Below are 20,552 nucleotides of genomic sequence, written 5' to 3'. Positions count from 1 at the left end.
CTGGTGGAAGCAGCAGCTCTCCGGCGCGCCTCATGCGCTGGAGCTGCCCACCGACTTCCCCCGCCCGCCCGTCCAGTCCTTCCGTGGCGGTCTGGTCAGCTTCCGCCTCTCGCCCCAGCTCGGCCGCGCACTGGAAGCTCTCAGCCAGAAAGAGGGCGCCACCCTCTTCATGGCCCTGCTCGCCTCCACCCAGGCCCTGCTCTCCCGCTACTCCGGCCAGGACGACGTCGTCGTCGGCTCTCCCATCGCTGGCCGCCGCTTCTCCGAGCTCGAAGGCCTCATCGGCTTCTTCGTCAACACCCTCGCACTTCGCGCTCGCCTCGACGACTCGCCCTCCTTCCGCCAGCTGCTCACTCGCGCTCGTGAGTCGACTCTGGGCGCCTACGCTCACCAGGACGTCCCCTTCGAGAAGCTCGTCGAGCAACTCCACGTCCAGCGTGACTTGAGCCGCTCGCCTCTCTTCCAGGCGATGCTCATCCTCCAGAACGCTCCCGCGCCGACGGACTCCTCGTCGGCTTCCCAGAGCGCTCTCTCCATCCACCCCGTCGAGGTGGACGGACACACCGCCAAGTTCGACCTCACCTTCTCCTTCTCCTCCTCGCCCGACGGCCTGCTCGGCTCCATCAACTACGCCGCCGACCTGTTCCGCGAGGAGACCGTCCAGCGCCTCGCCACGCACCTCCAGGCGCTGCTCGAGGCCGTCGTTGCCTCACCCGACACCCGCCTCGCCGAGCTTCCCCTCCTCACCCCGAGCGAGCGTCACACCCTCCTCGTCGAGTGGAACGACCCGGCCGCCGCCGTCACCGAGACGGCGTGCATTCACGAGCTGTTCACCGCCCAGGCGCGGCGGCCCCCCGACGCCCCGGCGCTCATCCTCGGTCGCGAGCAGCTCACCTACCGTGAGCTCGACGAGCGCTCCAACCAGCTCGCCCACGCCCTGCGCGACCTGGGAGTGGGTCCGGATGTGCCCGTCGCCCTGTGCATGGAGCGCTCCTTCGACCTCATCGTGGGCCAGCTCGGCGTGCTCAAGGCCGGCGGCGCCTACGTCCCGCTGGATCCTGCCTACCCGCTCCAGCGCCTGGCCTTCATGCTCCAGGACTGCGGCGCTCCGGTGCTGCTCACGCAGGACCACGTGCGCGCGGAGCTGCCCGCGTACGACGGGCGCGTGCTCGCGCTCGACTCGGAGAGCACCGGCCTCGCACGGTGGCCCACCACGGCTCCGGCCTCGCTGACGTCACCCGACAACCTCGCGTACGTCATCTACACCTCCGGCTCCACCGGCACGCCCAAGGGCGTCATGGTCGCCCACCGCGGAGTGCCCGCGCTCGTGCGGCACATGGCGTCGGCCACCGGCCTCCAGCCCGGCCAGCGCATGTTGCAGTTCGCCTCCTTCAGCTTCGATGCCGCCGTGTACGAGGTGGCCACCACCCTGCTGTCGGGAGCGACCTTGTGCCTCGCCCCGCGCGAGGAGCTGCTGCCCGGCCCCTCCCTGGTGGGCCTGCTCCAACGCCACGCCATCGACTCGGCGCTGCTGCCGCCCTCCGTGCTGGCGCAGCTTCCCACCGAGGGGCTGGAGGCCCTGCGCACCGTCCTCACCGGCGGCGAGGCCTGCTCGGCCGAGGTCGTCGCGCGCTGGTCCCCGGGTCGCCGCTTCTTCAACGCGTACGGCCCCACCGAGGCCACCGTCGTCGCCACCCTCCAGGAGTGCGCGCCGGATGGACAGCGGCCGCCCATCGGCCGCGCCCTGTCGGGCACCACGCTCTACGTGATGGATGCAGCGGGGCAGCCCGTCCCCGTGGGCGTGCCCGGCGAGCTGTTCATCGGCGGCGCGGGCCTGGCCCGCGGCTACCTGGGCCGTCCGGAGCTGACGGCGGAGCGCTTCGTCCCCAATCCCTTCTCCGCCACCCCAGGTGACCGCCTGTACCGCACCGGCGACCTGGTGCGCTGGCGCGCCGACGGCACGCTGGAGTTCCTGGGCCGCACCGACTTCCAGGTGAAGCTGCGCGGCTTCCGCATCGAGCTGGGCGAAATCGAGGCAGCGCTGACCCAGCACCCCGCGGTGCAGCAGGCGCTGGTGCTGGTGCGCGAGGACTCGCCCGGGGACAAGCGCCTCGTGGCCTGGTTCACGTCCCAAGCCCAGCCGCCCGAAGTCGCCACGCTGCGCGCCTTCCTCAAGGAGCGGCTGCCCGAGTTCATGGTGCCGTCGGCCTTCATGGCGATGGAGACCTTCCCCCTGACGCCCAACGGCAAGGTGGACCGGAAGGCGCTGCCCGTGCCGGACGCGTCGCTGCTGGCCCGCGCCTACGTGGCGCCACGGACGCCCACCGAAGAGCAACTGGCCGCGCTCTGGGCCGAGGTGCTCCGCGTCGAGCGCGTGGGCCTCAACGACCACTTCTTCGAGCTGGGCGGCCACTCCCTGCTCGCCACCCAGCTCGTCGCCCGCATCCGCTCGGCGTTCAACGTCGAGCTGCCCCTGCGCGCCCTCTTCGAGGCCTCCACCCTGGAAGGGCTCGCCGCGCGCATCGAGCACGCCGCCCCGGGCTCCTCACTGCCTCCCCTGGTGCCCGCGTCGAGGAGGGATGCGTCCCCGCCGCTGTCCTTCGCGCAGCAACGCCTGTGGTTCCTGGACCAGCTCCAGCCCGGCGGCGTCCAGTACAACATGCCCACCGCCCTGCGGCTGGACGGCGTGCTGGACGTGGCCGCCCTGGAGCGCGCCTTCACCGAGCTGGTGCGCCGCCACGAGGTCCTGCGCACCACATTCGGCGAAGTGGACGGCACGCCCATCCAGCTCATCGCCCCGCCCGCGGCCTTCCGCCTGGCCGTGGTGGACCTGTCCTCGCGCGAGGACCGCGAGGCCGAGGCACGTCGCCTGGCAGAGGCGGACGCGCTGAGCCCCTTCAACCTGTCCACCGGCCCGCTGCTGCGCGCTTCACTCCTCCGCCTGGCTGAAGCTCGGCACGCGCTGCTGCTCAACATGCACCACGTCGTCTCCGACGGCTGGTCCATGGGCGTGCTGGTGCGCGAGCTGGCCGCGCTCTACGAGGCCTTCCTCGCCGACCGGTCTTCACCGCTGCCCGAGTTGCCCGTGCAGTACGCCGACTACGCCCTCTGGCAGCGCTCCTGGCTGCGAGGCGAAGGACTCGCCCGGGAAGTGGGCTGGTGGAAGCAGCACCTGTCTGGCGCGCCCGCGCACCTGGAGCTGCCCACCGACTTCCCGCGTCCGCCCGTCCTGTCGCCTCGCGGCGCTTCGGTGCCCGTGCGCCTGTCGCGCGAGCTGAGCGAGTCCCTCAAGGCCCTGGCCCAGCGCGAAGGCGCCACGCCCTTCATGCTGCTGCTGACCTCCTTCCAATTGCTGCTGTCGCGCTACTCCGGCCAGGACGACGTCGTCGTCGGCACCCCCATCGCGGGTCGCCGCTTCTCCGAGCTGGAGAGCCTCATCGGCTTCTTCGTCAATACGCTCGTTCTGCGCGCTCGCATCCGCCCGCACGCCTCCTTCCTCCAGCTCCTCGCGCAGGTGCGGCAGACCACCCTGGGTGCCTACGAGCACCAGGATGTGCCGTTCGAGAAGCTCGTCGAGGAGCTGCAGCCGGTGCGCGACATGAGTCGCTCACCTCTGTTCCAGGCGCTCTTCTCGCTCCAGAACACCCCCGTGCAGAGCATCGCCCTGCCCGGCCTGTCGCTGCGCCCGCTGGAGACCGAGGACACCGCCGCGGCCAAGTTCGAGCTAACCCTCAACCTGGCTGAGTCGCCGGAAGGCTTCGGCGGCAGCCTCCAGTTCAGCACCGACCTCTTCACCCACGCCACCGCCTCCCGCATGGTGCGCCACCTGGGTGAGCTGCTGGAGGCCGTGGCCGCCCGCCCGGACTCGCCTCTGGCCGAGCTGTCGCTGCTCTCCTCCGCCGAGCGTCAGCAGGTGCTGCACGCCTGGAACGACACGGCGTCCGAAGCGCCTGTCGAGTCCAGCTTCCACCACGCCTTCGAGCAGCAGGCCGCCCTCACCCCCGACGCGCCCTCCGTGCGCTTCGAGGACACCGTCCTCTCCTTCGCCCAGCTCAACGCCCGCGCCAACCAGCTCGCGCACCACCTGCGCTCGCTCGGCGTGGGCCCCAATGTCCGGGTCGCCCTCTGCTTCGAGCGCTCCGTCGACATGCTGGTGGCCCTGCTCGGCGTCATGAAGGCCGGCGGCGCCTACGTCCCCCTGGACCCCTCCTGGCCCGCCGCTCGCCGCGCCTTCGCCATGAAGGACTGCGCTTCGCCCGTGCTGCTCTCCCAGCAGCACCTCGACGCCTCCTGGCGCCCTGACGACACCCTCCTGCTGTGCCTGGACTCGCAGGCCCCGCTGCTGGCCTCGCTGCCCTCACACAACCCCGCGCTGGCCACCTCCCCCGAGGCCCTCGCCTACGTCATCTACACCTCCGGCTCCACCGGTCTGCCCAAGGGCGTGATGATTGAGCACCGCTCGGTGCTCAACCTGCACCGCGCGCTGCGCGCCAGCGTCTACGCGGGCCTGGCTGCCGGCGCCCGCGTCAGCCTCAACGCGCCCCTGGCCTTCGACGCGTCCGTCCAGCAGCTCGTCCAGCTCCTCGACGGCCACTGCCTCTTCATCGTCCCGGACGCCCTGCGCCAGGACCCGCGGGCCCTTGTCGGCTGGGTGGCCCGCCACCGCCTCCAGGCGCTGGACTGCACGCCTTCGCTGCTGCGCCTGCTGTTGCAGGAAGGCCTGCTGGACGGCGCCCACGCGCCGGAGCTGCTGGTGCCCGGCGGTGAGGCGCTCGACGAAGCCACCTGGAAGGTGCTCGCCGCCTCCGAGCGCACCCGCACCTTCAACGTCTACGGCCCCACCGAGGCCACCGTCGACGCCACCACCTTCCCCCTGGCGCCCGCCTCCCGGCCCACCATTGGCGGGCCCCTGCTCAACGTGCGGGCCTACGTGCTCGACTCGCACCTGCGGCCCGTCCCCGTGGGCGTGCCCGGTGAGCTGTTCCTCTCTGGCGCAGGCCTCGCCCGCGGCTACCTCGCGCGCCCCGACCTCACCGCCGAGAAGTTCCTGGCGAACCCCTTCAGCACCGCCCCCGGCGCGCGCATGTACCGCACCGGCGACAAGGTGCGGTGGCTCGAGGACGGCACGCTGGAGTACCTCGGCCGCATCGACTTCCAGGTGAAGCTGCGCGGCTTCCGCATCGAGCTGGGCGAAATCGAAGCCACCCTCGCTCGCCACCCCGACGTGCGCGAGGCCGCCGTCCTCGTGCGTGAGGACTCGCCCGGCGACCAGCGCCTCGTGGCCTACGTTACCTCTTCCGCCCCGGCTGACGCCTCCGCGCTACGCGCCTTCCTCAAGGAGCACCTCCCCGAGTACATGGTGCCCGGCGTCCTCGTGCCGCTCGACACCCTCCCCCTGACTTCCAACGGCAAGGTCGACCGCAAGGCGCTTCCCGCGCCGGAGGCAGGAGGGCTGGCGTCCACGGAAGGCTTCGTGGCGCCGAGAGACCCGCTCGAGCTGGAGCTGGCCGGCCTCTGGGAGGAGCTGCTGCGCATCCGTCCCATCGGCGTGAGGAGCAGCTTCTTCGAGCTGGGTGGCCACTCGCTGCTCGCCGTGCAGCTCATGGCCCGCATCCGCGAGCGCACCGGCCGCGAACTTCCCCTGGCCGCACTGTTCCAGGCGCCCACCGTGGAGCAGCTCGCGACGCTGCTGCGGCGGCAGGTGCCGGCGCCCTCCTCGCCGCTGGTCCCCATCCAGCGTGGCGGCACCCGCCGGCCCTTCTTCTGCGTCCACCCCGTGGGTGGCAACGTGCTGGGCTACGCGGAGCTCGCGCGGCAGCTCGGACCGGACCAGCCCTTCTACGGGCTCCAGTCCCAGGGCCTGGCCGGGCAGCAGCCGCCGCTGGGCGCCGTGGAGGAGATGGCGGCGCTCTACCTCGAGGCCCTCCGCACCGTCCAACCCCACGGGCCCTACCTGCTCGGCGGCTGGTCCATGGGCGCGCTGGTGGCCTTCGAGATGGCTCGCCAGCTCCAGGCCCGCGGCGAGGCCGTGGAGCTGCTGGCACTCATCGACCCCAGCCCCGCCACCGCGGACCGGGTGAGCCTCGACGTGGACGACCCGCGTCAGGTGGTGGCGCAGTTCGCCAGGGACCAGGGCCAGCTCGCCGCGCGCGAGGCGTGGCGGCCGGATGCGGCGGTGCTGGAGCAGGGCCCCGACGCGGTGCTCGCAAACCTGCTGGAAGAAGGCCGCCAGGCGGGCCTGCTCGTCCCGGAGGTGGGGCTGCCCCAGGTGCGCAACCTGTTCGACGTCTTCGCCAGCAACCTGCGCGCGATGAAGCACTACGCACCCGCGCCGCTCGCCGGCCGCATCGCCATGCTGCGCGCCAGCGAGGCTCCGGCGGAGACACCCGACCGCGGCTGGGGAGCCCTGAGCAGCGAAGGGCTGGTGCTGTGCGAGGTGCCCGGCAACCACTACAGCGTGCTGCGCGCGCCCCACGTCCAGGTGCTGGCGGAGCAGCTGGCGATGCTGCTCGCGAAGGCCCGCCAGGACGAGGAGGATGACGAGGCCCCCGCGGCGTAGGCGGGGGCGGCAACACGACCGGGGTGCGCCGAGCTCAGGCCACCCTGGCTTCGGGCAGCGCCGGCTGCTTCGCCGGCAGCACCTTCATCCACAGGTTGTGCGGGAAGTGCGCGCCGCCCGTCTTGGGAACGACCTTCGTCCCCGGGACGAGCTCCAGCCGGTAGCGCTGGAGCATCAACGCCGTGGAGACCTGGGCGATGAGCGAGGCGAGCATGGCCCCGATGCACACGCGCTGCCCGCCGCCAAAGGGCATGAAGACGAACCGGGGCCGTGCCTGCACCTGCTCCGCGGAGAAGTGCTCGGGGTCGAAGGCCTCCGGGTTCCGCCAGAACTCCGGCTTGTGGTGCATGACGTAGTTGCTCATGCAGACGAGCGTCCCTTCCGGGACAGCGAAGTCGCCAATCGTGTCGGCCTTGACGGCGAGCCGGCTCACGCCGGGCGCGGGCGGATGGTGCCGCAGGGTCTCGTTGAAGACCTGATTCACGTATTCGAGGGACGGCACGTCCGCTGCCGTGGGAGCACGCCCGCCCAGGGCCTGCTCGACCGACTCCGCCATGCGCGTGAACACCTCGGGATGGGCGTCCAGGCGGTACCACATCCAGCAGAGGGCCAGCCCCGTGGAGACGTGCCCGCCGTAGAAGAGGTCCATGAACTCGTCACGCACCTCCCGCTCCGTCATCCGCTCGTCCTTCTCGTCGCGCGCGTTGATGAGCAGGCCGAGCATGTCGTCCGGCTGCTCCGGCTGCGCCATCCGCTCACGGACCGTCTTCCAGGCGAAGGCGTCCAGCTTGTGGGCCGTCGCCAGCAGGTCGGGATACTTCCGCTTCATCAGCAGGCGATGCGGCGGGCGCGGGTAGATGGCGGGCACGAGGTAGCGCCACACCAGCTCGGAGACCTCGTCGCTCGGGTCCTCGGAGCAGATGAGCTGCGACATGACCGAGAGGACGAGCCGCGACATCTCCCGCAGCATGAGAATGGGCTCGCCGCTGCGCAGGAGGGGCTCCCAGTGGCGGTCCAGCACCCGCCGCACCGCGTCCGCGATGAGGGGCACGCTGGAGAGCAGCCGGGCCCGCTGGAAGGCCGGTTGGACCATCCGGCGGTGCCGTTTCCAGAAGGCGCCGTTGCTCGTCGACGACAGGGCCTCGCCCGCCACGATGCCGGGCCTGAAGCCCTGCTTGTGATAGTTGTCCTCCCCCTGAGCGACGAGGAAGTGCTTGATGTAGGCGGGGTTGCTGACGAGGTACAGGCTCTCCTTCGGAAGATTCAGCCAGACGATGTCCCCATACTGCTGGGCGACACGCCAGGCGAACCGTTCCCTGTTCCCCTTCTCGGCGAGAAACGCCCAGAGCAACGAGAGCCGATTCGGACAGGGAGGGGAGCGCGGCGGCGACAGGACAGGCTGTGACATGGCGCGAAGTGCCGGGAGTCGTTCAGGGGGACGGGCGGGATAACCAGTTCACCGGCGTGGAAAAGATACCACACCCCCATCTGGCCTCCGTCAGCCGAGCGACGCGGACGCCTCCGCCAGCTTCTCCTGCGCCGCTTCCCACCGGGAATAGAGGCTCTCCAGCTCCTCCTTGCCGGCGCGGTGCGTGTCCATCAGCGGCTTGGCGCGCGCGAAGTCGTTGTAGAGGGCGGGGTCCGCGAGCTGCGCCTCACGCGCCTTCTGCTCGGCTTCAATCGCGGCGATGCGCTCCTCCAGCTTCGCGATCTCCTTCTTGAGGGGGCCTTCCACCACGCTGCGGCGCTGGCGCGCCTCGGCCTCCATCCGCTTGCGGTCCTTCTCCGTCACCGGCCCCGAGGACGGCTTGTCGCCCCGGGCCAGGCCCGCCGCTGCCGCCGCGGCATCCGCCGCCTGACGGAGCTGCTGCTGGTGGTACAGGTAGTCGTCCAGGTTGCCCGGGTGCGGCGTCAGCTTCCCGCCCGCCACTTCCCACACGTGCGTGCACAGGTTGTTGATGAAGCTGCGGTTGTGGCTGACGAAGAGCAGCGTGCCCGTGTAGCTCTTCAGCGCCTCAATCAGCATCTCGGACGAGTCCAGGTCCAGGTGGTTGGTGGGCTCGTCCATCAACAGGAAGTTGGAGGGCACCAGCAGCAGCTTGGCCAGCGCCACGCGCGCGCGCTCACCGCCGCTGAGCACGCCGATGGGCTTCGTCACGTCGTCGCCGCTGAAGAGGAAGGCGCCCAGCACGCCGCGCACGTAGCTCTCCGGCTTGTCCGCCGCGAGCGGCCGCACCTCTTCGATGATGGTGTTCTGCCGGTCCAGCTTGTCCGCGTGGTGCTGCGCGTAATAGCCCACCACCACGTTGTGCCCGAGCGTCACCTTGCCCGTGTCCGGCACCAGCTCGCCCGCGACCATCTTCAGCAGCGTCGTCTTGCCCGCGCCGTTGGCGCCCACCACGGCGATGCGCTGCCCGCGCTCCAGTCGCGCGGAGAGGCCGTCGTACACCGTCTGCGCGCCGTACCGCTTGGTGATGTCCTCCAGCGTCACCACGTCACGCCCGCTCCGCTCCACCTCCGGGAAGCGGAAGTGCATGGTGGTCCGCTCCTCGAGGACCTGCACCTTCTCCATCTTCTCCAGCATCTTCGCGCGGCTCTGCGCCTGCCGCGCCTTGGTGGCCTTGGCGCCGAACCGGTCGATGAAGCCCTGCAGCTCCGCGCGGCGGGCCTCGACCTTCTCAGCGCGGGCCCTGAGCAGCTCCTTCTCCTCCGCGCGCAGGCGCTTGTAGTCGTCGTAGTTGCCGGCGTACTCGCGCACGCCCTCCAGCTCCAGGGACACCACCCGGTTGATCTGCCGGTTGAGGAAGTCCTTGTCGTGGGAGATGAGGACCAGCGCCTTGTTGGAGCGGCGCATGAAGTCGTCGAACCACGTGAGCGTGGGCACGTCCAGGTGGTTGGTGGGCTCGTCCAGCAGGAGCAGGTCCGGGTCCTGGAGGAGCAGCCCGGCCAGCGCCGCGCGCATGCGCCAGCCGCCGGACAGCGCCGAGGTGGGCTTGAGCAGGTCCGCGTCCCGGAAGCCCAGGCCCTTGAGGATGCGCTCGGCGTGGTGCTTGCCGTAGCGGTTCTCGAAGTCGTCCAGCTCCGCGTGCAGGTCCGCCAGGGACTGGGACAGCTCCAGCTGGTCGTCCTCGTCGGTGGCCTCGGCAAGCGCCGCCTCGGTCTCCCGCAGCCGGGCCTCCATGGTGTCGCGGCCGGGCACGGTGCTCAGCACCGCCTCCACCACCGTCCCCTCGGGCAAGCCGGCGATTTCCTGGGGCAGGTAGCCCGCCCGGGCCTTCCGGGCGTACTGCACCGTCCCGGAGTCGGGCTGACTCACCCCGGCCAGGATCTTCATCAACGAGCTCTTGCCCGTCCCATTGGCGCCCACCAGACCTACACGGTCCCTGGGTCCGAGAGTGAAGTTGTCGTTGTCGAAGAGGACCTTCTTTCCATAGGAGAGGCAGAGGTCCTGGGCGATGACGAGGCTCATGGCGGGCGGGGATGTAACAGCCCTGGGGCGCCTCGGGAACGTCAGATATGCCTGCCCGCCCGCTCCGGGGCCTTCCAGCCCCGTTCCGCGCCCGGCCAGGGCCTGCCTATACTCCGGCCCACATGGCTGCCCCCTGCCCCCATTGCGGAAGCACCGACGGCGTCGACCACCTCTGCTCAGGCCAGAGCCTCCAGCTCCTCGGCCAGGTGCTCGACGGTCGCTACAAGATTGAGAGCGTGCTGGGCCAGGGCGGCATGGGCATGGTGTTCCGCGCCACGCAGACGTCCGTGCAGCGCGCGGTGGCGGTGAAGACGCTGAACCCGTCGCTGGCCGCGGCGCCCCAGTTCTTCGAGCGCTTCCGCCGCGAGGCCGAGATTGCCAGCCGGCTGCGCCACCCCAACGTCATCACCATCTTCGACTTCGGCCGCGCGCAGGACGGCACCTGCTACTTCGTGATGGAGCTCCTGCAGGGCGAGAGCCTCAAGGAGATGGTCAAGCGTGAGGGCCCCATGTCCCTGCGCCGCGCGGTGAGCCTCATCGAGCAGGCCTGCCAGGGGCTCGCGCACGCGCACGCCGAGGGCTGCGTGCACCGGGACCTCAAGCCGCACAACATCATGGTGCAGCAGCTCAGCGGCCGGGACTTCGTCAAGGTGCTGGACTTCGGCCTGGTGAAGGCGATGGAGGCCGAGGAGGAGGAGCAGCTCACCTCCACCGGGCAGGTGCTGGGCACGCCGCAGTACATGCCGCCCGAGCAGGCCGGCGGCGAGGCCGTGGACCAGCGCTCGGACCTGTACTCCATGGCGGGCGTCCTCTACTTCTGCCTCACGGGCAGCTCGCCGTACGGCGCCAACACCGTGCGCAAGGCGCTCACCGCGTCCCTGACGCAGCCGGTGCCGGCGGTGAACAGCAAGCGCCAGGGCGCGCCGGTGCCGGCCGCGCTGGATGCGTTCTTCAAGAAGGCGCTCTCTCCGGAGAAGGAGGACCGCTACCAGAACGCGCAGGAGTTCATCGACGCGATGCTGGACACCGTCGCGGACCTGTCGCCCGAGGAGCTCGACGCGATGCCCAGCGGCGGCGTCAGCTCGAGCCACCCCGAGCGCGGCAGTGGCAGCAGGGCGGGCTCCGGAAGCCGCGCCGGCCGTCCCGGTGGGAGCGGCAGCGGCGTGCGCTCGTCCCGCGTGGGGGGGGCTCCCGCCATGGGCCGGGGCTCCACGCCGTCCAACGTCGTCGTCGAGAAGAGCAAGGGGATGCCGGGCAGTGGCTCGTCCCCGAGCCGCGCGCGTCCGGCCGCACCCCGCCCCGCCCCGGCGCCTCCGCCCCCGCCTCCCGCGCCGGAAGGCATGTCCACCGGCAAGAAGGCGGCGCTGGTGGCGGTGCCGCTGCTGCTGCTCGGCATCGGTGCCGCGGTGGTGCTGGGGACGCAGGGTGGCGGGACGCAGCCGGGAACGGAGCTTCCACGCGAGGCCCCCACCCCCAAGCCCACGCCGGTGGCCGCTGACAACTCCGGGAGCCAGCCGAGCACGGCGTCGCAGAACATCCTCGTGTCGTTCAGCTCGACGCCGTCCGGCGCCTCCATCTACGAGGGCGAGGAGATGCTGGGCACCACGCCCATCAAGCTCGAGCTGCCCCGCGACAAGGTGTACGCGCTCAGCTTCCGGCTATCCGGACACAAGAGCGAGGAGCGGACGCTCAACTTCCGCCGCATCGCCGGAGACAGCCAGGCCGTCGACGTGACGCTGGAGCCGGTGCGCGCCGCGCCTCCGCCTCGCGCGACGACGAAGCCCCCGAAGCAGGGCGGCGGGCAGGACATCTCCGTCTTCGAGTAGCGCCTCCGTCGCCAGCGAGGGCCCACCGCCGCGTCACGGGCCGACGCGGCCGCGTCCCGTCGCGACGCGTGCGGCCCCGGCGTCCCTCATGGGGCTCGCGCGTGCGCTGCGGGCGCAGGGGTAGCCGGCCCTTCGGAGAAGGAGGCCCGGGCCTTGCACTGGGAGTATGGGCCGTCGTCATGCGTCCCCCTGCTCCCGAGGTCTCCCGATGAACGTCCTTCCGCCCCTCGTGCGCCGCCTGCTGCTGGCCTGCGCGCTGGCCAGTGCCGCCGTCGTCGCCTGTACCACCGCGTCCTCCACCGGCCCGAAGCCACCTGGAGGGACGCAGGTGGGAGCGCAGGCACTCCCCCCCGCGTGCGACCCGGACCCGACGTGCCCGGGCTCCACGTGCGCCACGTCCATCACCGCCGCGCTCTCCAGTCCTCCCGTGGATGCGTGCTCGCGCCACGGAGAGTTCCAGAGCGACGTGGACGTCTACTCCTGGAACACCTTCATCGCGATGAACTGGCCGGCGGACACGAGCTCATGCCTGCCGGACACGCAGAACAGCATCCTGAGCGGCCAGGGCCCGGTGGTCTGGGAGACGTACCCCCAGGATTCGGACATCTTCGTGGCGCCGGACGCGGGGGCTCCCGGCAAGTGGTGCACCTTCGCCACGCCGGCCGCCGTCGAGAAGCAATTGCTGCGGCTGAGGGCGGCGACGCCCGCCGAGCGCCTCCAGGTGGCAGCGGGCCGCGTGGACAAGGTGCTGGTGAGCGACTCCAAGGCGTCGGACCTCGTCGCGGAGCGATTCGGAGGCATCGGCCAGGCCGTGGGCGGCCCGCTGACGGACCAGAACGGGCGCTTCGTCCGCTACGAGAAGCGCGTCAACCTGGACGAGTACAACTACCTCATCGCCAACAACCTGTGGAACGCGGCCGGGCAGAACGGCGTGACGGTCAGCTTCCCGACGGGGCCCAACCAGAATCCCGGCCCCTGTAACGGCAAGCCCTGCGGCCCGGTGGGCGCCATGGAAATCAAGGCGTCGTGGAAGGTGCTGAGCCCGTCGGAGGTCTCCGGCAAGCGCTTCTACATGCGCAAGGCGTGGGTCTTCAACGATGAGGCGGGTGACTCGAGCCCCGGCGCCAACCCCGTCACCGTGGGCCTGGTGGGCCTGCACATCATCCACAAGACGGAGACGCAGACGACCTGGTTCTGGTCCACCTTCGAGCACGTGGACAACACCACGTCGTCCTTCTTCAACCCGCACTGCCCCAACTGCCAGGACAACACGCAGACGGCGCAGAAGCCGTACACGGAGCTGGCGCCGGATGGCGGCCCGCTCAACGCGCCCGTGCAGGTGGTCCGCACCACGCCCATCCAGGCGGACGAGCTGTCCCCCGGCCTCAATGACTACTACCGCGGACTGCTCAAGGGCTCCGTCTGGGCGAACTACCAGCTCATCAGCACCCAGTGGGCCACGGGCGGCGCGCCCCAGGGCACGCCCACGCCCCTGGCCAACGTGACGATGGAGACCTTCATCCAGCCGACGGCGAGCTGCCTCGGCTGCCACAAGTTCGCGACGACGGCGGACGGAGGCTCGTCCGCCGACTTCAGCTTCCTGCTGGGCGAGGCGCAGTAGCCCGCCTCACGCCAGCTTCGCCAGCTTCGGGAGCACCTCGCCACTCTTGCCGGTGACGCTGTACTCGAAGCGGGTGGAGTTCTCCGCCGGATCCAGGTTGACGAGCCACGTCTCCCCGCCGGCCTCGCGGACACGGTCCACGATGCCGGCGGCCGGGTACACGACGCCGGAGGTGCCCGCGGCGAGGAAGACGAACCGTCCGCCAGACGTGGAGCCGCGCAGCGCGAAGTCCTCGATGCGCGACATGTCATCCGGGTCCAGGTACTCGCCGAACCAGACGATGTGGGGCCGCAGCCGCCCCCCACACGCATCACACGTGGGCACGGTGCCATTCGGGTACACGGTGGTGTCGTCGAACGGGGGACGCTTGCACTTGCTGCATCGCGTCTTGAAGAGGTTGCCGTGCATCTCCACCACGCGCTGGCTGCCCGCCCGGCGGTGCAGGCCGTCCACGTTCTGGGTGGCCAGGAGGAAGCGGTCGCCGAGGTGGCGCTCCCACGCCACGAGCGCGTCATGGCCCGGGTTGGGGTGCACGGCGGCGGCCCCCGCCCGGCGCTGCGAGTAGAAGCGCCACACCAGCGTGGGGTCCTTCACGAAGCCCTGCGGCGAGGCCACATCCTCAATGGGATGGTTCTCCCAGAGTCCGTCCATTCCGCGAAAGGTGGGGACTCCACTCTCAGCAGAGACGCCCGCTCCGGTGAGGACGAGCAGCCAGGTATTCGAGTCCAGGATGAGGTGTTCCATGACGCCTCCCGTGTGATGGAGAATGATTCGGGATATTGAGGGACGACGACATCGCCGGGGCCTGACGCTCCGACGAAGGTTCCCTGTCCGAGGTCCACATCATGGCGGAAGTCACCCTGGATCTGCGCGGCCAGCCGAAAGCGGAGGCCTACGCTGAGTTGAAGCAGCATGTGCTCGCGGTGCTCGAGGGCATCGACGACGACATCGCGGGCATGGCGTCCATGAGCTGCCTGCTGCACCACGCCTTCGGGCACCTGTGGACGGGCTTCTACCGGGTGGTGACGCCGGGCAAGCTGCTGCGCGTGGGGCCCTACCAGGGCACGCTCGGGTGCCTGGAGATCCACTTCGGCAAGGGTGTCTGCGGCGTGGCCGCCGCCACCGGCGAGACGCAGGTGGTGGCCGACGTGCACGCCTTTCCTGGCCACATCACCTGCGACGGGCGCTCGGCGTCGGAAATCGTCGTCCCGGTGTTCAACCGGAAGCGCGAGCTCATCGCCGTGCTCGACATCGACTCCGAGCACAAGGGCACCTTCGACGACGTGGACCGTCGCGAGCTGGAAGACCTGATGCGCTGGTTCCAGAAGTAGCGTCGTGCCCGGGGCGGAGCGCATCGGCTCCGCCCCGTCGTACCGTCTTCAGGCGCCCCGGGCGTAGGCCACGGCCAGCTGCCCGGCGAAGCGGGCGTTGTTGATGAGCAGCGCCAGGTTGGCCTTGAGCGTCTTGCCACCGGTGCGCTTCGCCATCTCCGACAGGAGGAACGGCGTCACGGCCTTGCCACGCACGCCCTGCCGCTCCGCGTCCGCGAGCGTGGAGGCGATGTGCAGCTCCACCTCGTTGCGCGGCAGCGACGTCTCCTCGGGCGGGGGCACGGTGTAGAGCACCCCGCCCTGCCCGAGCGCCTCGAAGCGGGCGCGGGCGATGCGCGCGGCCGTGTCCACGTCGTCCACGCGGTGCTCCAGCTTGATTCCGGAGCCACGGCTGTAGAAGGACGGCAGCTCGTCGGTGCCCACTCCGATGACGGGCACCCCGGCCGTCTCCAGCAGCTCCATCGTCTTGGGCAGGTCCAGCACGGACTTGGCGCCCGCGCACACCACGGCGACGGGGTAGCGGGCGAGCGCGGCGATGTCCTGGGAGATGTCCCAGTGCTCGGCGGCACCGCGGTGGACTCCGCCGATGCCGCCGGTGGCGAAGACGTGGATGCCGGCCGCGGCGGCCAGCTCGCAGGTGGCGCTCACGGTGGTGCCACCGGAGGCGCGGGTGGCCACGGCGATGGCGAGGTCTCTCGAGCCCAGCTTGAGCAGGCGCTCCTTGCCCTCGGCGAGCCGGCGCATGGCCGGCTCCTCCAGGCCGATGCACACCTCTCCATCCACCACGGCGATGGCGGCGGGGACGGCGCCGACGCGGCGGATGGCCTCCTCGCAGGCTCGGGCCGCGGCGAGATTGTCCGGGTACGGCAGCCCCTGGGCGACGACGCTCGTCTCCAGGGCCACGATGGGTTGCCCGGCGTCGCGAGCGCGGCGCACCTCGTCCGAAAAGCGCAGTTCCATGGTCGCGCGTTTAATCCCGGGCGGGCATGCGGACAAGCGGTGCCGTGGGGAAACGTCGGCTTGCACGCGGGAGCGCCGCGCCCTATTGCGTCGGCCGCCGTGTCAACCTCCTCCGCCACCACCACCGTCGCCAGTCCTGCCCCCGCCCGCGCGTTCTCAGCGTCCGACCTGGCCATCATCGGCGTGGTCATCATCTGGGGCACCAACTACACGGTGGTGAAGGAGGCGCTGGGCACCATTCCGCCCCTGGCCTTCATGTCGCTGCGCTTCGCCATCGCCGCGGTGGCCATGGGCGCGCTGCTGTGGGTGGTGGAGGGCTGGAAGCCGCTGCCGATGAAGGTGTTCCTCAAGCTCACCGCGCTCGGGCTGGTGGGCAACACCGTGTACCAGCTGTGCTTCGTCCTCGGCCTGTCGCACACCACTGCCGCGAACAGCGGGTTGCTCACGGCGGGGACGCCCGTGCTGGTGGCGGCGCTGGGCGCGCTGCTGGGCGTGGAGCGGCTGACGCGCCCGCTGGTGACGGGCCTGTCTCTGGCCGTGGTGGGCATGCTGCTGGTGGTGGGCGCGAGGGGCCCCGAGCTGGGCGCGGCGACGTGGCTGGGCGATGGGCTCATCCTCGCCAGCGGCCTGTGCTGGGCCGTCTACACCGTGGGCATCCGCTCCGTGGGCACGGAGATCTCCGCGCTGCGCATCACCGCCATCACCATGCTGACGGGCGCACCCGTCGTGGTGCTCGCCGGAGTGCCGGCGGTGCTCGAAATGGAGACCGCGCGCGTCGACTTCGGTGCGTGGGCGAGCGTGGTGTACTCGGCGCTGGTGCCGCTGGTGCTCTCGTACTTCATCTGGGGCCGCACCGTGCAGCGGGTGGGCAGCAGCCGCGCCGCGCTCTACAACACCGGCATCCCCGTGGTGGCCGCCCTCACCGCATGGGCCGTTCGCGGCGAGCAGCCCACCGTCCTGCAAATCGTCGGCGCGGGCCTCATCCTGGCGGGCGTGCTGCTCAGCCGGAGGAAGTAGGCCCGTCCATCAGCTCCGTGGGCCGCGCTCGACGGTGAGGAGCAGGCTTCCTCACCCGCGCCGGCCGCGCTCGACGGCGAGGCCGTACTCCTCAATCTTCTTGTCCAGCGTGGGCCGGCTGATGCCGAGCGATGCCGCGGCGCGCACCTTCTTGCCGCCCGCCTCACGCAGGGCCTCGGCGATGGCGTCACGCTCCAGCCGGGCCACGCGGGCCTGCAGCGTCTGGGGGCCGGTGTCGGCACCGCCCTCCTGGATTTCGGGAGGCAGGTGCAGCGCGCCCACCCGGCTCCCGGCGTACAGCAGCCCCAGCCGCTCGCCCACCAGCTCCAGCTCGCGCACGTTCTGCGGCCACGCGTAGTCCACCAGCAGGCGCCGCGCCTCCGGCCCCAGCGTCGGAGGCTCCTTGCGCGAGCGCCGCGCCGCGCGCGTGGTGAAGCCCTCCAGCAGCACGAGCACGTCCGCGCGACGCTCACGCAGCGGCGGCACCTCCAGCTCGAAGCCGGCGAGGCCCCGGGCGAGCGAAGGCTCCACCTCGCCCCGGGTGGCCAGCAGCGGCAGCGGCGCCGGCGCGGTGGCCAGCACCCGCACGTCCACCGGCTCCTCGCCGCCCTGCCGCGCCGGAGCGGCCCGCCGCGCCAGGAACCGCGCCAGCCGCTCCGCCGAGGGACGCGGCAAGGCGTCCACGTGCTGGAGCAGCAACGAGCCCCCATCCGCGCGCAGCAGCGCGGACGTCACCGGCGGCTGTCCGGGCGCGCGGGCGCGGCCGAAGAGCGCCTCGTCCACGGCCTCGGGAGGCAGGCGGCAGTCCACCACCACCACCGGCCCCAGCGCCCGGGGCGAGCGCGCGTGGAGCAGCCGCGCCAGCAGCGTCTTCCCCGTCCCCGGCTCACCGTGGACGACCACGGGTGCGGCGCTCGCCGCGGCCCGCTTCACCGCGTCCAGCAGCGCCCGCAGCGGCCGCGACGTGCCCGCCAGCGCCAGCGTCGGAGCCTCCGCCTCCACGCGCGAGCGCATGGACGTGTACGCCTCGCCCCCCAGCCGTCCCAGCGCCGCCAGCAATTGGCCCTCTCCCTCGGTGAAGGCGGGCTCGGCGCGAGTCACGTACAGCACGCCGAAGGGCAGTCCTCCCGAGGCCACCAGCGGCGCGCACAGCGCGGTGTCGGACTGGCTCAGCTCCTTGCGCTCCAGGGCCGCCTGGGCCATCGCGCGCGGCACGGTGAGCGCCTCCGCGCCCACCACCGAGGCGGTGGTGAGTCCGCCGGTGCCGCCCAGCAGCGCCGCCGCCCGGTCCGCGTTGAGCGCGTGGGCCACCTCGTCCGCCAGCCGCCGCAGCACCATGGCCTCGCTGGTGGCGCCCAGCAGCGCGGTACCCGCCGAGTACATCGCCGCCGCCGTGCCCACGTACGGCAGCACCTCTTCGATGGGGACATGGCCGGCCAGCGTGGGCCCGCCCTCCACCAGCATCACCGCCGGAGGATCGAAGAGGGCCGTCGTCGCTCCCACGCGGACGCGGTCGCCGGGCTGCAGCACCACCTCGCCGGAGAGGAGCTCCCCGTTGACCAGCGTCCCATTGCGGGAGCGCAAGTCGCGGATCCGTGCCTGGCCCTCGTGCAGGGTGATCAGCGCGTGCCGGCGCGAGACCTGGTCATCCTCCAGGGGAATTTCACACGACGGGCTGCGGCCGATCGTCGCTTCCGTGAGCACCTCGTAGCGGCGCCCCGCGGAAGGACCGGTGAGCAGCAGGAGTGCGGGCATGGGGCGCGGAGCGTAGCGTTCCGCCACCGGCGGGCAAGCGCTCCCTGGCTCCACTACATGGGCCGTTCGGCGTTCAGGAGCGCACGGATCTCCCGCTCGTCCAGCGTACGGCCCTCGCGGGTGATGGCCAGCGCGTTCACCTGGGTCTCATCTACCTCCACGTGTGCGCCCTTGCGCCACTCCGTGGTGTGCACCGCACCATCGATGAGCTTCCCCACCACGCTGCCCTCGTCCCGGGCCATGACCTCCAGCCAGAGGTTCTCCACCACGGTGCCACCGTCCGGGTGGGTGTCGAAGGGGGCGCGCACCAGGAAGGTGAGCGGCTCCATCAGCCCCTTGCGCTGGAAGCGGGCGAGGAACGACGGCAGCAGTGCCTGGGCCTCGCGGCGCATGGCCTGGGTCTGCTCCTCGGGCTCCTTCTCGAAGCGCTCGCGGTACGGCGCCAGCAACTGCGACGTGTTGTGCCGCCCCCCCGGAGACACCACGGAGAGGAAGAGGCCCTCGTGGCCCTCGAAGGTGTCCAGCGGCACGCCCAGCAGGTTGGTGCGGGCCTCTTCGGAGGGCACCAGCATGAAGGTCTGCCCCTCGCTGGTGCCCACCTGCGAGCGCAGCGCCGGCCCCTGCCCGAAGGCCAGGTCCGTGCACAGCTCGTGGAGGAAGCTCTCCGCGGCCAGCAGGTCGGTCTCCGCCAGGTGGAAGATCTCCAGATCGCGCGCCCCGAACTTCTCCATCCCATGGGAGTGGACCCACAGGGGCGTGTCGCCCTCCGTCGCCTCCACCGCGTGGAGGTGGACATGGTCCCGGATGTCGAAGTCCAGCTCGGTGATTTCGACCACGTCGTCGGGCTCGTGCAGCTTGAAGGCGGTGACGTCCACCAGCACGCCCTGCACGTGCTCCAGCAGGGTGCGCACGGCCCACAGCGCCTCGAACACCGGCAGCGTGGGCTGGGAGCCGCCCGGCTCCACGGACAGCCGGTAGAACGCCTTGGAGCGCCCCAGGCGCTCGAAGGCCTCCGGGCTGCCGCTGAAGACCTCCTTGCTGAAGCGCGGCAGGTGCTCCGCCCCCACCGTCAGCCGCACCAGCACCTCGGAGCTGTCCGCCTTCAGGGTGAAGCCCTGGCCGTCCTCGTCCGGGGTGAACTCCACGTCGTCCGTGGCAAAGGACGCACGCAGCGCGTCAAGCGGAGCCGGGCCATCCTGCTCGATGGCCAGGAGGTAGACCTCCATCACAGGTGCTTCTCAATCTGTCGGAAGAGGTCCACGCGGTCCACCAGGTTGGTCAGGTAGTCGAGCTTGTCCGTGGCCAGTACGAGCACCGGAGACAACTGGTAACCCTCGAACCACTCCTCGTACAGGGCATTCAGGCGCTGAAGGTAACGGGTGGGGATGTCCTTCTCCATGGTGCGCCCACGCAGGCGGATGCGCTCGCGCAGCGTCTGCACGGGGCAGCGGAGGTAGATCATGAGGTCCGGGGGCCGCAGCGACTCGGAGAGGGTCTCGTAGAGCTCGCAGTACGTCTTCCAGTCGCGCTTGTCGATGAGCCGCTGCCGGTAGAGGTTCTTGGCGAAGATCTCCGCGTCCTCGTAGAGCGTCCGGTCCTGGAGGACGGTACCGGGCGTGCGCTCGAGCTCCCGGTGCAGGCGGAACTTGTGCGTCAGGAAGAAGAGCTGCGAGCGGAACGCCCACGTCTTCATGTCCTTGTAGAAGTCGGCCAGATACGGGTTCTGGTCGTTGGGCTCGAAGGACGGAGTGAGCCCGTACTTCCGACAGAGGAAGGACGTCAGCTCCGTCTTCCCGGCGCCGATATTGCCCGCGATGGCGATGAACTTTTTCCTGGCCACGCCAACCCTTGCTTGTAACCCCGCCAGGCTGCGCGCACCAGAAACAACGTGTAGGTAGGACGTGGTAGAAGAAGTGCATGTCCCTTCCGCGTCCTGCCCACCGCGCGCCCGGTGCCGCCACCCCCAGGGGTGTGCCTGCCCGCCTGGCCGCCGGGGAAGAGGCGCGGGCGGGGC

Annotated in this window: 12 protein-coding genes; 5 read left to right on the top strand and 7 right to left on the bottom strand. The window is 71.0% G+C overall.

Annotated features, from left to right (window positions below; genetic code table 11):
• The coding region (locus tag G4D85_RS47970) for a non-ribosomal peptide synthetase (protein WP_164021762.1) at positions 1-6,559 on the top strand (6,559 nt) is incomplete at its 5' end.
• 34 nt (positions 6,560-6,593) lie between these two features.
• Here the strand turns inward: G4D85_RS47970 and G4D85_RS47965 are convergent.
• Together G4D85_RS47965 and G4D85_RS47960 are read right to left on the bottom strand one after the other, a co-directional pair.
• Positions 6,594-7,967: a cytochrome P450 gene (locus tag G4D85_RS47965; RefSeq protein WP_275900423.1), complete on the bottom strand. Its 1,374-nt coding sequence runs from the start codon at positions 7,965-7,967 to the stop codon at positions 6,594-6,596.
• A 90-nt stretch (positions 7,968-8,057) separates the two neighbouring features.
• Positions 8,058-10,028, bottom strand: coding sequence for an ABC-F family ATP-binding cassette domain-containing protein (locus tag G4D85_RS47960; protein ID WP_164021759.1), 1,971 nt, complete (start codon positions 10,026-10,028; stop codon positions 8,058-8,060).
• 122 nt (positions 10,029-10,150) lie between these two features.
• On the opposite strand from G4D85_RS47960, the gene G4D85_RS47955 reads away from it, so the two are divergent.
• Positions 10,151-11,854: a serine/threonine protein kinase gene (locus G4D85_RS47955; protein WP_164021757.1), complete on the top strand. Its 1,704-nt coding sequence runs from the start codon at positions 10,151-10,153 to the stop codon at positions 11,852-11,854.
• Positions 11,855-12,062: 208 nt separating this feature from the next.
• Positions 12,063-13,475: a hypothetical protein gene (locus G4D85_RS47950; protein ID WP_164021755.1), complete on the top strand. Its 1,413-nt coding sequence runs from the start codon at positions 12,063-12,065 to the stop codon at positions 13,473-13,475.
• 6 nt (positions 13,476-13,481) lie between these two features.
• On the opposite strand, the gene G4D85_RS47945 is transcribed toward G4D85_RS47950, so the two are convergent.
• Positions 13,482-14,219 carry an NAD-dependent deacylase gene (locus G4D85_RS47945; protein WP_164021752.1) on the bottom strand — a complete coding sequence of 246 codons (738 nt, stop codon included), beginning with the start codon at positions 14,217-14,219 and terminating at the stop codon, positions 13,482-13,484.
• 101 nt (positions 14,220-14,320) lie between these two features.
• Here G4D85_RS47945 and G4D85_RS47940 point away from each other — a divergent pair, with 101 nt between their 5' ends.
• Positions 14,321-14,806 carry a GAF domain-containing protein gene (locus G4D85_RS47940; protein ID WP_164021751.1) on the top strand — a complete coding sequence of 162 codons (486 nt, stop codon included), beginning with the start codon at positions 14,321-14,323 and terminating at the stop codon, positions 14,804-14,806.
• 48 nt (positions 14,807-14,854) lie between these two features.
• On the opposite strand, the gene G4D85_RS47935 is transcribed toward G4D85_RS47940, so the two are convergent.
• Positions 14,855-15,766 carry a pseudouridine-5'-phosphate glycosidase gene (locus G4D85_RS47935; RefSeq protein ID WP_164021749.1) on the bottom strand — a complete coding sequence of 304 codons (912 nt, stop codon included), beginning with the start codon at positions 15,764-15,766 and terminating at the stop codon, positions 14,855-14,857.
• 99 nt (positions 15,767-15,865) lie between these two features.
• Between G4D85_RS47935 and G4D85_RS47930 the strand changes: the two genes are divergently transcribed.
• Entirely contained in the window at positions 15,866-16,783 is a 918-nt protein-coding gene (locus G4D85_RS47930; protein WP_240359944.1) for a DMT family transporter, read from the top strand.
• A gap of 51 nt (positions 16,784-16,834) precedes the next feature.
• Here G4D85_RS47930 and G4D85_RS47925 read toward each other — a convergent pair whose 3' ends face one another.
• From G4D85_RS47925 to G4D85_RS47915, 3 genes are read right to left on the bottom strand one after another with little or no spacing between them, the layout of a single operon-like run.
• Entirely contained in the window at positions 16,835-18,538 is a 1,704-nt protein-coding gene (locus G4D85_RS47925) for a sigma-54-dependent Fis family transcriptional regulator (protein WP_164021747.1), read from the bottom strand.
• Between the two features lie 53 nt (positions 18,539-18,591).
• Positions 18,592-19,764 carry a DUF2314 domain-containing protein gene (locus G4D85_RS47920; RefSeq protein WP_164021745.1) on the bottom strand — a complete coding sequence of 391 codons (1,173 nt, stop codon included), beginning with the start codon at positions 19,762-19,764 and terminating at the stop codon, positions 18,592-18,594.
• Complete coding sequence (locus tag G4D85_RS47915; protein WP_164021743.1) at positions 19,764-20,378, bottom strand: deoxynucleoside kinase; 615 nt, start codon at positions 20,376-20,378, stop codon at positions 19,764-19,766. The genes G4D85_RS47920 and G4D85_RS47915 overlap by 1 nt, the downstream gene beginning before the upstream one ends.
• Between the last annotated feature and the right edge of the window lie 174 nt (positions 20,379-20,552).

Origin of the sequence: Pyxidicoccus trucidator (assembly GCF_010894435.1) — a bacterium.
Lineage (GTDB): Bacteria > Myxococcota > Myxococcia > Myxococcales > Myxococcaceae > Myxococcus > Myxococcus trucidator.
This window is presented reverse-complemented; position numbering and strand designations above follow the sequence as displayed.

Bases quoted from the DNA above. Each gene is read 5' to 3' on its own strand.
- G4D85_RS47940 (WP_164021751.1), top strand. From the start codon at position 14,321: ATGGCGGAAGTCACCCTGGATCTGCGCGGCCAGCCGAAAGCGGAGGCC.
- G4D85_RS47935 (WP_164021749.1), bottom strand. From the start codon at position 15,766: ATGGAACTGCGCTTTTCGGACGAGGTGCGCCGCGCTCGCGACGCCGGG.
- G4D85_RS47925 (WP_164021747.1), bottom strand. From the start codon at position 18,538: ATGCCCGCACTCCTGCTGCTCACCGGTCCTTCCGCGGGGCGCCGCTAC.
- G4D85_RS47945 (WP_164021752.1), bottom strand. From the start codon at position 14,219: ATGGAACACCTCATCCTGGACTCGAATACCTGGCTGCTCGTCCTCACC.
- G4D85_RS47920 (WP_164021745.1), bottom strand. From the start codon at position 19,764: ATGGAGGTCTACCTCCTGGCCATCGAGCAGGATGGCCCGGCTCCGCTT.
- G4D85_RS47965 (WP_275900423.1), bottom strand. From the start codon at position 7,967: ATGTCACAGCCTGTCCTGTCGCCGCCGCGCTCCCCTCCCTGTCCGAAT.
- G4D85_RS47950 (WP_164021755.1), top strand. From the start codon at position 12,063: ATGAACGTCCTTCCGCCCCTCGTGCGCCGCCTGCTGCTGGCCTGCGCG.
- G4D85_RS47960 (WP_164021759.1), bottom strand. From the start codon at position 10,028: ATGAGCCTCGTCATCGCCCAGGACCTCTGCCTCTCCTATGGAAAGAAG.
- G4D85_RS47955 (WP_164021757.1), top strand. From the start codon at position 10,151: ATGGCTGCCCCCTGCCCCCATTGCGGAAGCACCGACGGCGTCGACCAC.